The sequence below is a fragment of the Chitinophagales bacterium genome (assembly GCA_041392475.1).
Lineage (GTDB): Bacteria > Bacteroidota > Bacteroidia > Chitinophagales > UBA2359 > JAUHXA01.
Map to the genome: position 1 here is coordinate 293,072 of JAWKLZ010000003.1, position 15,227 is coordinate 308,298.

10 protein-coding genes are annotated in these 15,227 nt (G+C 40.5%); 3 read left to right on the plus strand and 7 right to left on the minus strand.

The genetic code is table 11. The features are described 5' to 3' along the window. Nucleotides 1–33: 33 nt before the first annotated feature. Nucleotides 34–1,062, plus strand: a complete 1,029-nt coding sequence (gene metX, locus R3E32_24190) for a homoserine O-acetyltransferase (protein MEZ4887850.1) — start codon at nt 34–36, stop codon at nt 1,060–1,062. Nucleotides 1,063–1,191: 129 nt separating this feature from the next. On the opposite strand, the gene R3E32_24195 is transcribed toward metX, so the two are convergent. From R3E32_24195 to R3E32_24210, 4 genes are all read right to left on the minus strand, one after another. After that, nucleotides 1,192–1,323 (minus strand): hypothetical protein, encoded by a 132-nt coding sequence (locus R3E32_24195; protein ID MEZ4887851.1) that lies wholly within the window; start codon nt 1,321–1,323, stop codon nt 1,192–1,194. Between the two features lie 65 nt (nt 1,324–1,388). Then, nucleotides 1,389–2,714, minus strand: a complete 1,326-nt coding sequence (locus tag R3E32_24200) for a hypothetical protein (GenBank protein ID MEZ4887852.1) — start codon at nt 2,712–2,714, stop codon at nt 1,389–1,391. A gap of 473 nt (nt 2,715–3,187) precedes the next feature. Then, the gene (locus R3E32_24205) at nt 3,188–5,443 is read right to left on the minus strand and encodes an MMPL family transporter (GenBank protein ID MEZ4887853.1); all 2,256 of its coding nucleotides are present in this window, start codon (nt 5,441–5,443) and stop codon (nt 3,188–3,190) included. 438 nt (nt 5,444–5,881) lie between these two features. Then, nucleotides 5,882–7,615: a T9SS type A sorting domain-containing protein gene (locus tag R3E32_24210; GenBank protein ID MEZ4887854.1), complete on the minus strand. Its 1,734-nt coding sequence runs from the start codon at nt 7,613–7,615 to the stop codon at nt 5,882–5,884. 275 nt (nt 7,616–7,890) lie between these two features. Here R3E32_24210 and R3E32_24215 point away from each other — a divergent pair, with 275 nt between their 5' ends. After that, nucleotides 7,891–9,009, plus strand: coding sequence for an alkene reductase (locus R3E32_24215; GenBank protein MEZ4887855.1), 1,119 nt, complete (start codon nt 7,891–7,893; stop codon nt 9,007–9,009). Between the two features lie 204 nt (nt 9,010–9,213). Here the strand turns inward: R3E32_24215 and R3E32_24220 are convergent, their stop codons facing one another. Both R3E32_24220 and R3E32_24225 read right to left on the minus strand, forming a co-directional pair. Next, nucleotides 9,214–10,299, minus strand: a complete 1,086-nt coding sequence (locus R3E32_24220; protein ID MEZ4887856.1) for an SO2930 family diheme c-type cytochrome — start codon at nt 10,297–10,299, stop codon at nt 9,214–9,216. An 88-nt stretch (nt 10,300–10,387) separates the two neighbouring features. Further along, nucleotides 10,388–11,674 (minus strand): parallel beta-helix domain-containing protein, encoded by a 1,287-nt coding sequence (locus tag R3E32_24225; protein ID MEZ4887857.1) that lies wholly within the window; start codon nt 11,672–11,674, stop codon nt 10,388–10,390. Between the two features lie 261 nt (nt 11,675–11,935). On the opposite strand from R3E32_24225, the gene R3E32_24230 reads away from it, so the two are divergent. Then, nucleotides 11,936–12,532, plus strand: coding sequence for an acyl-CoA thioesterase (locus tag R3E32_24230; GenBank protein ID MEZ4887858.1), 597 nt, complete (start codon nt 11,936–11,938; stop codon nt 12,530–12,532). Here R3E32_24230 and R3E32_24235 read toward each other — a convergent pair. Next, nucleotides 12,471–15,116 carry a putative LPS assembly protein LptD gene (locus R3E32_24235; GenBank protein ID MEZ4887859.1) on the minus strand — a complete coding sequence of 882 codons (2,646 nt, stop codon included), beginning with the start codon at nt 15,114–15,116 and terminating at the stop codon, nt 12,471–12,473. The genes R3E32_24230 and R3E32_24235 overlap by 62 nt on opposite strands. Nucleotides 15,117–15,227: the final 111 nt, after the last annotated feature.

The window sequence follows — 15,227 nt, forward strand, 5'->3', positions numbered from 1 at the left end:
ATCAAATATCTAACTTCCAATATTTTTAATTAAATGTCTTTAAAAACCTTTCGCTATTCTTACGAGTTCCCCTTAGAATCTGGTAAATCCTTACCCGAACTCCAAATTGGTTATCATACGTATGGGAGGATGAATGAAGATGGCAGCAATGTTGTATGGATTTGTCATGCACTAACTGCCAATTCCGAAGTGGAAGATTGGTGGTATGGTTTGTTTGGTGAAGGAAAAGTTTTGGATCCCAATAAATATTTTATTGTATGTGCCAATATGCTTGGGTCGTGTTATGGCAGCACTGGTCCGACAAGTATTAATCCGCAAACTGACGAGCCTTATTTCCGTGATTTTCCTATGATTACGGTGCGAGATATGGTCAATGCACATATTTTGTTGCGAAAACATCTGGGCATCGAAAAAATCTACTTTGGAGGCGGCGGTTCGATGGGGTGTCAGCAGTTGTTGGAATGGGCGATTATAGAACCGAATTTATTTGAAAGTATTTTTTTGGTAGCAGGTAATCACCGTCACTCACCGTGGGGTATTGCCTTCAATGAGAGTCAACGATTGGCCATTGAAGCTGACAGCACTTTTGGTGAGCCTCACCTCGATGCGGGTGCAAAGGGATTGAAGGCAGCCCGAAGTATTGGCATTTTATCTTACCGGCATTACGATGCTTTTTTGCAAAGCCAACAGGATGAAGACAATAAAATAGATGATTTCAAAGCATCTAGTTACCAGATTTATCAAGGCGATAAATTGGTCAAACGTTTTGACGCTTACTCTTATTGGTCACTTTCTAAAACAATGGATAGTCACAACATTGCTCGGAATAGAGGGCCTGCTGAAGAAGTCCTTCAAAAAGTGAAAGCCCGTACTTTAGTGGTAAGTATCAGTTCGGATTGGTTGTTTCCACCTTCCGAACAGCGTTTTTTGCATCAACACATTCCGAACAGTGACTATTATGAGATTGAATCTTTTTATGGTCACGATGGTTTTTTGGTCGAGTTTGAGAAAATCAATACGATTGTTATCGGTTTTTTAAAGAGCGTGATAGTTGAGCAATAGCGACATCCCGCTTTTCATCGGTGTTTGTATTGAAATAAGCATCAATGGGCCTAAAAAATTGAATTTTAATTCTGCTTTATTCCAATTCAAGATATTCTTTATCAACAGTTTTTGCAGTTCTTCGATGCGCTATATTTCAATAGAGGTGATAACAGAAACATCGACATTCAGCCAATCGATTAGTCTATCTAATTTTTCTACTTTTTTCAAACCAAATGCTTCTTGTACTTGGTAGCGTTTCCAAAATTTGAATGATTTCATCATTTCCTCTTTTTTGTTTGTAGAACGTGTGAATAGGTAGATTCGTTTTCTAATTTTCGATACCCCTACCAAATAATATTCCCAGCCGAATCCACATCCCGAACCGTCCAATAGTCATCACTTCCCCCCATGTGATTGATCACATTCATCATCGAAGCATGTGATTCCATAGACATTCGCTGCAAAGTCTGAAAAGTCGCATTAAAGCCCTGACGGTACTCCAAATACTCCTCCACGGTCATGCCTTTTTCATCCGCCCAACGCTTCAAATCTGCATTGATATCCGCCATTACCTCCTCTCCCGACATCGTACTGTAATCCTTCACCCCTTCATTATAGCTCCCATTATTTCCTACCGCAGCATTCGGATTCGCCACATTCGCCATCACTTGCGCCTTCACCTGTTGCTGTTGAGCAGCACTCAGTTGCCGCCAATTCGCATCTACCAATTGCCACAACAAACGAGCCGAACAAAAAACCTGTTTCTGCTCCAAAGACAATTGAGGAAAACCTCCTATCAACTGCTGCTCAAAATCCCGTTTTTCCTGTGCCGAAAACACCTGATTCGTTCCCGCCAATTGATTCGTAAACTCCACATAACGAATATAAGCCGCCACGTCCTTGTCCGTCAACACCAATTTATTAGCCGCATCAAAAGCCAAGACCTTTAAATGTTCATACAAAATTTTGAAAAAAGCACTTTGTTGCGAAGCCGCATTTTGTTGGGCAAAAGCGTGTAAAGTCGTGAACAATTCTTGGCGAGCAGCCCCAATTTTAGCCACATCCTTTAAGGCATAAATCGTTTTCATTGCCTCCCCTACTTGCGCTGCATCCTGCAATAAGGCACTCGGATTCGCTTCAAAATCAGCGACTGCTTCTTGCTGCAATTGAGCGATTTGATAGGGCTTCAAATTTGCTTCGATCAAAAACTCCAACAAAGCTGCGTAGATTCGCACCTCTCTTTCCTTCAGTACCTGCGAGCCATTTTGCGCCAATTGTTGGTCATACTTTGCCTGTTCCCACGGTGCAGCAACCGTTGAATGAGAATTAGTTGGAGTGGATTGGTAGGTAGTTGCGGTATTTTGGTTCACAAAATTCATCACTATCCCATTCGCATCACTGATTTGAAAATTGGTAGTCGTCAATTGATGTGTCGTATAAGCCAGCGCATTGCCATACGCATCTTGAAGCCAAAATTGGTTTCCTTGCAGCGCATACTGCCCATAGCTATTTCCCTGTGCATATTGCAGTTGGTACGTGCCATCTGCATTGAGTTGCAACTGCATTTGATACGTTGGCTCCGTCCACAAACCTACAAGCGACTGTGCCGAACTGTTCATTGAAGTGAAGAAGGTCAAAAAAACGAAGGTCATCTGCAAAAGTGTTTTCATGATAAAAGGGTGTTTTTAGAAACAGGATTAAAGGCATAAGAATAAAGGTTTTTGAATTTGCAAGTTGAATTTGATGTTTCATATAGGAATATATCCATATCACCAGTTACTTATTTTGAGTGAATTATGCAGAATCCATAATGTTACTTCTCAATGTGCAAACCTATAAAACCGCAACTTATTTGATTCTTAATACCCACCTAAAACAAAAGGTATGCACTCTATTGTCTTTTTTTCAGAAACACTCTTAAGAATTATTTTGGGTTAGTATTTTACAATTTGGACGAAGGAGCAAAGATGCAAGGAGGAGGGATTTAATTAATTGATAAACAATTGTTTGTGTGCAATCGTATTGATGAGTTAAGGGTTTGATTATCAATCTTTTATATCTCACATCTTGCTTTCTACTTCTTTCGTCCAAAGCCCAAAAACCGCCTTAAACAATTCAAGTTTCTACATCAAAATACGTTGTATCACTTTGTCTTCGTACTCCTCTTCTTCCACCAATAGATCACAACAGGCAACAAAAATAAATCTGCAACCAAGGCGCTCAACAGCGTAATACTCAGCAATAAACCAATGTAAAACGTGGCTGCAAAATCGGAAAACGCCAAAGATCCAAAACCACAAAACAGAATAAACGTGGTAATACACAAAGCCTTACCTGTTTCCAAAAAAGTATTGCGAATTGCCGTATCCAAATCTAGTCCTTTCTGAAATTGCAGTTTCAATTTACTCAAAAAATGAATCGTATCATCCACTGCAATGCCAAAGGCAAGGGTGAAAATAATAGACGTAGAAGCTTTCAAACTTATCCCAAAATATCCCATTACAGCCCCTGTAATCAACAAAGGGAAAATATTGGGAATCAGCGCAATCAAGGACATTTGTAAATCACGAAACAGCAAAGCCATCAACAAACTCACTACCAAAAATGCCACTCCCAAACCCGTAAACAAACTCTGCCGCAAATATTGATGATTCTTGTCTAACACCACTCCGCTACCCGTCAAGCGAAACTGCACTACACCCGCATCCGTATTTTCGGTAATCCACTCTTTGATTTGTTGATTCAATTCTGCAATCGGTTCAGAACCCAAATCCAGCATATTCCCGTTAATGCGTGCATATTTGCGGTCTTTGGTCATCACCGATGCAGTTGCATTTTTGCGGTCAAGTTGCTTCAATTGAAGCTCGTATTTCTGCAGCGTAAGTTCATCGGGAGGCAGTCGGTAGTATTGCAGGTTGTTGCCATTGTTGGACTGATGAAGGCTTTTGTAAATCATTGCAGGGGAGGTCAATACGCCAATTTCATTCAAATTTTGAAGATAGGAAACCAACGTATCTATTTGCTGCAAAACCTTCAAATCATTGATTTTGTAATCTTTTTGCGGTATCACCGCCATTTCAAAAGGTCTTGCCCCTGATAGCTTTTCTTCAAAAAACAAAAAATCTTTTCGAATCGTGTTGCTTCTCGGCAAATCGTCCAACAAAAACGCATTGGTCGAAATCTTGGAAATACCCACCAAACACACTGCAAACACCCCTATGCTAATCCCTGCAATCAACTTCCTACGAGTCTTCACCGTGCGAAAAATCCAGTCCATACTCCGATACCAAAAATCCCCCGTTTGTTGATTCACCAATTTTTCGGGAGGGATCAAAGGTAGCAAAACTACCATCACCCCCAACACTGCAATATAGGTCAGTATTACCCCCGCAGCCGCATACAAACCAAAGATTTTCAAGGCACTGATATTGGCCGTATAAAGCGACAAAAATCCCACCGCAGTCGTAAGTGAAGTCAATAAAGTAGCCCAGCCGATTTCTTTAATGGCAATTTTAAGCGCATCTTTTTGCCTCAATCCTTTATGGATTTCGTCCATATACTTTGTCAAAATGTGGATTACATCCGACAAACCCACCATTACCGCCAAAGTCGGAAACAGTGTACTCATAATATCTAAAGTCTTGCCTGTCAAACCCAAAAAACCCATAAACCAGACCAATCCAATTGCTACACTCACACAAGCGATCACAACACCCCAGAATCGCCGCAACAAAAGCGACATAACCAAAACAGCCAAGATAGTGGCAACAAAGGCATAAAAAACAAACTCTTGGCCAATCTTTCCCACAATTGCAGAAAGTGTGACTGCTCGCCCTGCTACCCGAATGTCGTCAAACTCACCTTCAAACCGCTCTACAATAGCATTCGTTGCCCCGCTAATTGCTTCAATTTCATCCGCATTTGTATGTTCCTTATGGACAATTACAATCGAAAAAACAGTTGCATCCTCTGATATATACCGCCCTACCACACGTTCGTCCTGCAAAATATGTGTGCTATCAACCGCATATTTTTCGGGTTCATTGAAGTGCAAAACCGATACAGGCACTGTTCCAAAAGGCGTTTTGATGATGCTTTGAAGAGTAGTAAGCGAGGTAACTCCTTCAATGTGAGGAATTGAATCACAGGCCTTGGTAAACGCATTGGATTTTTGCAGAAATACAGAATCAAAAATTCCCGATTCATTGACAAGGGCGATATACACAAAGTTGTCGTCGGCAGGAAAATAGGCTCTATGTTCGTTGTAAAAATCCAAATCAGCATCTTCTTCAGGGAAAAATCCATCTAAATCGTGGAATATTCGCAGTTTGGAAATACCGAACAAAGCAAGGATGGTGAGGGCAAATAGACTGAAAGACAGTAGGCGGTGTTTGGTCATTTGTAGGTTGGTAGGTGAAAGAAATTTGAGGAAACAAAGGTAACTACAAGCAAAGGCAAAAGAAGTTCATGAATTATTGCCATTTGATTACAAAACCCATACGTCATGTAATTTGAATCTTGGACAAAGAAGTAGCAAGTAAGATGTGAGATATAAAGGATTGATTATCAAAATCTTAACCTATTGATGTGATTGGATACAAGTAATTGATTATCAGACAATTTAATTCTTGTTTCTTGAATTTATGCTTCTAAAAAATTGTGTATTACGGAGCGTAGTTCCGACCCTGTTTGTAGGATATTATTGTAGGAGTAAATAAAAGGTACAGCGTACCGACACTAACTTGCGACAATTTGGGATACACCCTGATAGATTATAAATGGTAGCTGTTTAGTGATTATGGTGTAAATCACTAAACAGCTACCATTTATTTAATTTTTATTGTACTATCATCTTCAACCCAGATTTTTTCCCGTTTGCATCCTCCAATTGCAGCAAATAAACACCACTGTCCAAGCTGCTGACATCCAATTGTAACTCATTGTTCATGCCTCTTTCAAAAGAAATATTTTCATGCAACTGTACTTTTCTGCCAACCATATCATAAATTGCTAAATTTCCCTTTGAAGCCATGGGACTGCTAATGTGCAATGTCGTGAATTGGCTTGCAGGATTGGGCTGTAATGACAACTGAATATAAGGTGAAGTGCTTACAGGGATTTCTTCAACATCGGTTATTTCATCTATAAAACAAACAGAAGGATCGGGTATTTCTACCCCATCAAGGCTTGTGACATAAGAAATAACCGTAATCATCATTTCGTCATCTGCAGTTGCTCCCCAAAAAACACCGCTTGGCCCATCGTTCATATAAGTAGCTCGGTGAATCAAACCTTCCGACAAACGTATGGGTAAGAAGGGACTAAATGTTCGAGTAGGTGGATGAAGGTAGTCGTATTCAATGGTTTCACATTCAGGAATTCCATTGTATTTGTTGGCACTAAAAATGTGTTCACCCTTCGTACCGTTGGAATTGCGAAGCCACACATCAAAACTTTTGCCGTATTTGTGGGTATGCGAGGTTATTTGCCAGATATGAATTTGTTGGGGCAAAAAACTCAAAAAATAGGGTGCTTCTTCTTCATCCAATTGTCCATCATTGGGAATCGAAATCCCAAAATTGGGCAACAATTGCACATTCATTTCTTGAGCAGCAGTGCCGTATTCTTGCGTATAAACATTGATAAAAACATCAGTAGCAGTGATTGCAGTATTGGTATAATTGATCACATGGGCATTGAGATCCAAAGCGGATCCTTTTGGCCAACGAAAAGCCGTCCCTTTCGGCAATACAGTCGAGCGGCTTTCTTGGTAAGCATCTACCAGCACTACATTGTCGTGGTTAACATCTCGCAAACCATAAGGCATATTATTGGCGGCGTTTTGATCGGTAAATTCGTAAATGATGAAGTGATGTGAACTGCCAATGTGTGTTTCTATCTCTTTGACTTCTACATTACCAAGATAATCAGGTAGATAGTATTTAGACAAGTATTCAACGTCTTCCAGCAAACCAGAAGACAAGTCTGATGGCTTCAAAAATATAGGGCCTAAATGAATTTGAAAACCTTCACTTGGGTCAGGTTTAGCAGGAGGATTTTGGGGGTCACTTGCCCAAATGCCTCCTCCTGCATAAAATTCTTCAATGAGATTTGGGTCAATCACCTCTCCACTGCTCGGTGCGCCAAAAACAATCCATTGCCGAATCGTTTCTTTTTCTACATCCGACATTTCAATATTTGCATGAATATCTAAGATATCCTCCAAATCCAACAACGCTACATCTCCTGCCATACCATTATTGATGTACCGAAAAATGCTACTACGATAAGGGTCACCTGGATAAATAAGTTGGAAATCTGCTTCCTTTGCCGCCGTATTGTTGGGTTGTTGTCGGTAAATTTCGTTGTAAACATCCAACATCGCATTGACACCTGCGCCTTGCAAGTCCAGACCAGATATGGCATCCGAATTGTTGTGACATCCAGCATCGCTGCAATGGGTTTGAAAAATAGTGTAAACCTGTTCACCAGTACTTTGCGCCTCCACATTGAAGCAGAAAGAATTACCAAAAAGTAAACAAGTAAGCAGTAGGAGTGTTGTTTTTTTCATCTGTCGAAGGTTTTGAACTTTGAATAAAAGAAGTGGAGGTAATAATACTATGTATAAAAAATGATTCGCCTCTTTGTAATTTATAAGAACAAATTATTTATTATCAATTGATTGAAATGTATTTTCTCGTTTCTCTACTCTCTCCTCCAAAATCTAAAAAAATATTAGCTGCTAAAATATACAAAAAAACGCAACCAAACACTAAGACTTTTGATATTTGTCTTTTAAGCAACATCAATACGCTTTATTTCAATTTTTTTTTATCTAAAAATACAATGAGTACCAATACAACAACACAACCCTTACTTGCCCCAATTCAGATGGGCGATTTACTACTGTCCAATCGAATGGCGATGGCACCACTTACCCGCAATCGTGCAGACAACCCCGATAGTGCGCCAACCGATTTGCATGTCGAATATTACAGTCAAAGAGCAGGCGCAGGTTTGATTATTTCGGAAGGTTCGCAGGTTTCGGAGCGAGGTGTAGGCTACATCTATACGGCGGGTATTCACAACGCAGCCCAAATTGAAGGTTGGAAAAAAGTGACCAAGGCGGTGCATAACAAGGAAGGACACATTTTTTGTCAATTGTGGCACGTTGGACGCATTTCACATCCCGATTTTCACAACGGAGAACTGCCCTTAGCACCTTCTGCCATCAACCCCAAAGCACAGGCTTACACCCAAAATGGTTTTACTGATACTGTCACGCCCAAAGCCATGAGTACAGAAGAAATCAAAACTGCTATTGATGAATTTCGGCAAGGAGCTGCAAATGCCATAGAAGCGGGTTTTGATGGCGTTGAAATCCATGCAGCAAATGGTTATTTGGTTCATCAATTTATTGCCAAATGTGCGAATCACCGCACCGATGAATATGGTGGCAGCATCGAAAACCGCAGCCGTTTTTTGTTTGAATTGTTGGAGGCAGTAGCCACCGAAATTCCCTTGAACCGAGTCGGTATTCGCTTGAATCCAATGGCGCATGGGTTTTCGGGTATGAGCATTGACGAAGAAACGCTGCCGATTTTTGAATACATCGTAAAAAAATTAGGAGAACTGACCATCAATGGAGCATCTTTAGCTTATTTACACATCATGCAACCTTTTGGAGATGTGAGTGAAGTTTCACACGCTATCACCAATGTTACCCAACATTTTCGCCCATTATTCAAAGGTATATTGATGACCAACAACGGCTTCAATCAAGCGAGTGGCAATGCCATCATTGCAGAAAATCATGCGGATATGGTTGCTTACGGAAAATTGTTCATTGCCAATCCCGATTTGCCGAAACGTTTTGAAGCCCACGCAGAATTAAATCGTTGGGATAGCAAAACTTTTTATACGCAAGGCAAAGAAGGGTATACGGATTATCCTTTCTTGAAATAATAGCTTTTTTGAAGTTTTGTCGGCAATAAAATAATCCACCTTGCGCTCGTTTGTAACGAGAGCAGACTACCACCAGCGTTTGTAACGCCACTGCAAATGTGGAAAGAGTGCTGTCATTGAAGGTAAATAGCAGTAGTGGGTAGTGGAAGCACTCATTACAAACGAGCGCAAGTTTAGAAAATTTGTAAGAATTAAGAATGGACATCAATGACACCGATCGTCTTCTGGCAAACTATTGATCCAGTCCCTAATTAGTTGGATTCCTTCGAGATGGTTGGTAGTGCGGCCCAGTTCTGGCATGGCGATTTCGTCGACTGTGGAAGACAAACGATAGACGAGAATAGAGGCATCGGCATCTCCAGGAACAATGTCGTATTTGTTGCCGCCTGTGGCATCACCGCCTGCCGAAATAGGTGTTTTGCAGTAACCCAAAAGGTCAATGTCTTCAATGGCAATATTGTAGAATAAAGAAGTGTTTGTTGCTGAGCCAAATTGGTTGTGGCAGTGGGCACAATTGACATCTAAGTACGCCCTTGCTCTGTTTGCCAAAGGCGCAGAAACGTCTGACCAATCTGTAATGGTGGTGGTATTGGAGGGAACAGCATCGAGATAACCTTCTTCTTTCCATTTCATCAATTGATTCATACTGCCTGTCGAATAATTGAAGTTTTTAAACAAATTTTGAGGCTTTGGACCGATAGGGGAGATGTCGCCCTTGAATCGGTGGCACGTTTTACATTCTTCTTGCGTTGGAATTTTGTAAGTTGTCGAAAATTGGGTGCCGTTTTGATTCCATGTTATGGGGATTTTTTTCCCAATTTGAAGGAAAGTAGCTTCAGTTTGTGTTTGATTCCATTCGTAGGTGTAGGCTTCCCATTTGCTTGTTTTTCTGACCAAAAGCCTTGTTTCTAGTATTCGGGTGGTATTGTCGGGCTGCACATTTTCGTATTTGAAGTTTTTGATGATGACGGTTCCGACAGGGAAATCCACCACACTTTCATCGTTCATATATTTGCCGCTTACACCTTCGGGTATCCATATAAATCGGTCTTTGATGGCATAGTCAGTGAACAATGGGGTAATCAAATCGTAAGGAAGAACGCCTTCGTTTCCTACCAAATCGGCCATGTTTCCTTTGAAGAAATTGTACTCAGAAAGGTTTGTATAAGGAATTACATTGAGGTCTGCCTTTACACTATCAGGCGAAGTATCGTCTTCTTTGCTGCAATTGACCATCAATAGGCAAATGCTCAAAATGATGCCAACGAAAATAGAACTTGTACGAAACATTGCAGGAATTTTAAAAAGTATAAAAATGAAACTTCGGAAGTTTATTTCGTAAAATAAAACTTCCGAAGTTTTTACGCCATTAAAAAACTTAGTTACACTCCAAAAGAGCAGGCAAGGTCACTCCATCTAAGGTAAGTGCAGCAGTTCCTTCAAATTGAGTCATGTCCACAGGTGTTGGACTTGTTCCATTGGGGTCTGTCTGCAGATTGAAGTTGACCATGTTGATATTCCCATTGTTTACGATTCTAAAGTTTTGGTCGGCGGTACTACCTGCACCTGAGATTCCATCATAGACGATTTCTGGAATGTCGGCAGCAAAAAAGGACAAGATAAACTGAATCTCTTGGGCTGCTTGATTGAGTGTTGTAGGGAAGGTATTGTCTCTCATTATGATGTTGTCGTGAATGTTTATATAACGAAGGCGTGGGTTGTAACCTGTTGAAGGGTCAAATTCTTCACCTGTAAACTCATAACTTGCCATAGAAATAGATGCCAAATTATTGCTTACCAAGTTGTTGCCAAATACTTCAACAGAATCCGTGGCCAACAATACAATGCCTGAACCAACTGGCAATCTTCCAATCAGACCGTTTGGATTGGGAGCATAGTTTTGGTGGTTGTTGTTCAAGATGTTGTTGTCAAAAACTCGGCATTTGCTACCATTGCGGATAGAAGTGATGTTGCCCAAATCATATACCAATATCCCTGCACTGTTGTTCTGAATGTTGTTGTCGTGTACATCGGCATTGATGCAGTTTTCAATTTCTACTCCCGCCACATTTTCTTCCATCGTGTTGTTTTTCACCACAATGTTGGTAGATTGACCGACATAAATACCTGCATCTGATGCGCCACGAGCATAACATCCTTCAATTTCTACGTTGTTACAAAGAACGGGGTAAATACCGTAGTTTCCATTGTTTTGAAGGACATCACCTACCCATGTAGTCGAAATATCAGAGAAACGAATTCCGTCAATGCTTTGGGTTTTGATGGCATCTGAAACGCCATTTTGAAGGGTAAAGCCACATAGAGTAATGTTTGTACCATCCGAAATTTTTATACTTTCTCCACCCGAATTTTGTCCTGAAAAATCCAAAATGGTTTTAGCTCTGCCTTGACCTTTGATCAATACATTGTTTTTGTCAGACATAATGAGTGCTTGATCGATGGTAAAAGTACCTTCACCAAACTCAATCGTTCCGCCGTCTTCTACGTTGATAAAAGCTGCAACGGCATCTACATCTGCTGTTGCACCTGCTTCAATCTTCAATGTTTTGTCGTCCTCTGGATTGTCGTCATCTTTGTCACAAGAAGAAACAATGAGTAAACCTAAAATGGTGAATAATAACAATAATTGTTTGTAGTTGTACATAGCTGTTTAATAATTTATTGGTTTAGATAAGTTTTGTTTGTTGGCTCAAAGATAATTTTTTTAGTCGAAAAGAGGCGTATGAGTAGGGGGGATATTATTATCAAAAGAATGGAGTTAGGCGGTTGGTAGGGTAAGCACTCGTTACAAACGAGCGCAAGTGTAATATTATTTCTGCAAAAATAGGGATGAAGTTATCTCGTATGTATGTATTTCTATCGATTATTTTTTAATTATCTTTAGAACCCATAACCAAATAGAAACATGGAGTACAAACATATACAAGAATCTCAAATAACGATGACGCAATTGATGTTGCCCTCTCACTCCAATTTTAGCGGAAAAATTCACGGTGGGTATATTCTAAACATCATGGATCAAGTGGCTTTTGCCTGTGCTTCCAAACATTCAGGATATTATTGTGTAACAGCATCGGTGAATAAAGTAGATTTTCTGAACCCCATTGAAGTAGGAGAATTGGTGATATTCAAAGCATCGGTCAATTATACTGGACGCACCTCTATGGTCGTGGGCCTACGGGTAGAATCTGAAAACATCCAAACAGGCGTGGTCAAACATTGCAATTCTTCCTACTTTACGATGGTTGCCAAAGACAAGGAAGGTAAAAGCGTGCCTGTTCCTGGGCTTGTGTTGGATACAGAAGACAGCATTAGGCGTTTTGTGAGGAGTATCAAGCGGCAGGAACAAGCTAAAATACGTGTTAAAAGTTTTACTCCCGAGGAGTTTAAATTAGAAGAATATCTTGAGTTGATTGGACAACAAAATGCTATGTTTGCCCTCAAAAATCCCTCCAATTCCTCCTTCTCGTCAACTTCAAATCCTGCAAAACCGCCGAATTGACCGCCAGCGTAAAGTTGTAGTTTTTGTATGTGCCGATGGGGGAGATGAAGAAACTCATAGACCAACAGTGCAAATCACGACTCACATTGAGGGTCGTTCGAGAAAGAGCTTTGTTGGTGAAGTCATAGCCCGAATTGAAGCCCAAACGCCATTTTTCAGTCAAATTGAGGTTGCCATTGAAGTTGAGAGTTTGAGTGACTTGATTGGTTTCTATGCTATCTTGTCGGGTTTTTCGGAGGTTGACGGTATAATTGACTGTAAAATTCCACGGAATATTGAAGTTTTCAAATTCATTTGGATTGTTTTGAATTTCCTCTCGTTCTCCACTCGATCCCCTCTTGCTGGTCAGTTTTTGTATTTCTTTGGAACTAAGTGATGTATTGAGACTCAGACGAAAGCTATTGAGGCGGAGGAATTGTTTGTGATTCGAAGTCGTCCAAATGAAATCTTTGAGGCTGCCCCCGTCCGCATCCCAATCGTAAGCCGACCAACTGCCTCCAAAATCCAAGCGCAATTTGTTGAAAAGATTTGTTCCACCATTGAAGTTAATAGGGGCCAAATGAAGACTGTCTGCCAAAAAATTGTAGCTACTACTGAAATTCAGCCTGTCTAAGATCCTGATTTTTTTGAAGTCCTCAGTCGTATCTTTCCTTGAAACCACTTTCATTTGAAAGTTGTTGTTAACTCCAAAACTTAGTGAAGCCGAGCGAGCACGATTGGGACCGCTGTAAATTCCCCCTTCAAAAATAGAATAAGTCGTAGAATCTCCCGCCTCGTTTCGTTGCACCATTCTATAAGCATCCCCACTCAAATCGGGTGTGAAGGTAAATCCCACATTTGGAGTCATTTCGTGTCGAATCGCTTTGATGCTTCCCTTGCGAAACTCTTTCATGCCGAATATCTTAGTAGTTAGACTTACCCCTCCGTTTAATTGTCGCCCTGCGGTGAAACCATCTACCAAAAACTCATTTAAATATGGCGGAAGTGTATCAATCTCATCTGTTTCAGGATTTAGTACATACGTTTCTTCCCCTACCCATTCCTTTCGGGTAGTTCTCAAAGACCAAATTTCTCGGTAGTTGACATTCGGAGAAACATTGACATATTTGAACACTTTGAAATTCAGTCCTGTAGAAGCACTTTGCTGCATACCAGATCGCACTTCATCCCAAATTTTGTTGGTAAATATCACCGAATCTGGTGCATTCACACGGGCTTTTGCATCCATATTGTAGGTGAGGTAAATCTGTTCGTACCATTTTTGTTTGCCAATTTGTTTTTTGCGTTTCAATGGATTGATTCGGCTCATGTCGAGACTGAAATTGGGGAGCGTAATGTCCACAAGGTTGGTATTCGTGTTTTGGCTGTGGGTAGCATTGAGGGTCATTCTAAAAGGTGAACCCACAAAAGATTTGGTATAGTTGATACTCGAAGACAAGGTATTTGTCAAAACTTGCTCATTGGAGGTTTCAAATTCTCGGTTGTAGCTGCTCGTCCCAAAGTTGACACTGCTCGAAAAAGTGCTGTTTGGGATGGATTTAGGGTCTTGATTGTGTGACCATCTGACCGAAAATTGGCGGCTTTTTTGAAAAGAACTCGTAAAGGAACGCCCTGACGGTACGACTCCATATTCCAAATTGAAATTACCTGTGTAGTGGTAACGTTTTTTATAACGGCTTGCTGCGTTGAGCCTCCATCTACCCTGCGAATAAATATCGCCAGTGAGTGCGAGGTCAATGTACTCTCCCATAGCAAAGTACCATCCACCACGCTGCAAATAATACCCGTTGGCAGGTGCATAGCCGTAAGAAGGAAAAATTACACCAGATGTTTGTTCTTCCATCAATGGGAAAATGCCAAAAGGGAGAATCAAGGGAGTTGGAATATCTGCAATCTCCAATTGGGCGGGCCCCGAAACGATAAGTTTTTTGGGGATGACCTTCAATTTGTTGACCTTGATTTTGTAGTGTGGATGCTCCAAATTACAGGTTGTATAGTAGGCATCTTGGACAAACATTTCGTCGTTTTCATTTTTTTTCACCTGTTCACCTATCAAAATTCCGTCACCTTGCTGCGTCACCAATTGTCGTATCTTCCCTTTCTTTGTATCAAAATTGTAGGTAATCTCGTCCGACTCAAATTCTTGTCCCGAATCTTTGAACAAAGGTTTACCTTTCCAGTTACCCAGAGAGTCTTCTACTCCAATAGCATTGACAGTTTTAGCTGTATAGTTGAAGGTAATTCTTTCTGCGTCTAAGTTAAGTTTGTCTTGTTCAATATGTGCAGAGCCGTAGAGGTATATTTTTTCATTCGCAATGTCATATACCATTGAATCAGAAGCACTGTATTTGACAGGAGCTTCCAGCGTATCTTTTGCCATTTTCAAATCATAGCTTACAGCAGTCTGTACCTTCAGACTATCTTTCGTTTGTGTAAGCGTATCTACAAACAACGTGTCTGCTTTTTGCTGTAAGATGCTATCTGCAAGGATATTTAAACTTGTGGCAGTAGTATCAGTCTGAGCAAAAGCAATGGTGTTTACAAAAATGAAAAGCAGTAGATATATTTGAGTTCGTATGACCAATGATGTTTATGAATTTTAAGCCCGAATTATTTTATATTTGCAAACTGCAAAAGTAGAGTTTTCATTGGAAACTTATCTTTAATCCTCATTTCTTCTAATACAGAACGTTAT

Bases quoted from the DNA above. Each gene is read 5' to 3' on its own strand.
- metX (MEZ4887850.1), top strand. From the start codon at position 34: ATGTCTTTAAAAACCTTTCGCTATTCTTACGAGTTCCCCTTAGAATCT.
- R3E32_24195 (MEZ4887851.1), bottom strand. From the start codon at position 1,323: ATGAAATCATTCAAATTTTGGAAACGCTACCAAGTACAAGAAGCATTT.
- R3E32_24200 (MEZ4887852.1), bottom strand. From the start codon at position 2,714: ATGAAAACACTTTTGCAGATGACCTTCGTTTTTTTGACCTTCTTCACT.
- R3E32_24205 (MEZ4887853.1), bottom strand. From the start codon at position 5,443: ATGACCAAACACCGCCTACTGTCTTTCAGTCTATTTGCCCTCACCATC.
- R3E32_24210 (MEZ4887854.1), bottom strand. From the start codon at position 7,615: ATGAAAAAAACAACACTCCTACTGCTTACTTGTTTACTTTTTGGTAAT.
- R3E32_24215 (MEZ4887855.1), top strand. From the start codon at position 7,891: ATGAGTACCAATACAACAACACAACCCTTACTTGCCCCAATTCAGATG.
- R3E32_24220 (MEZ4887856.1), bottom strand. From the start codon at position 10,299: ATGTTTCGTACAAGTTCTATTTTCGTTGGCATCATTTTGAGCATTTGC.
- R3E32_24225 (MEZ4887857.1), bottom strand. From the start codon at position 11,674: ATGTACAACTACAAACAATTATTGTTATTATTCACCATTTTAGGTTTA.
- R3E32_24230 (MEZ4887858.1), top strand. From the start codon at position 11,936: ATGGAGTACAAACATATACAAGAATCTCAAATAACGATGACGCAATTG.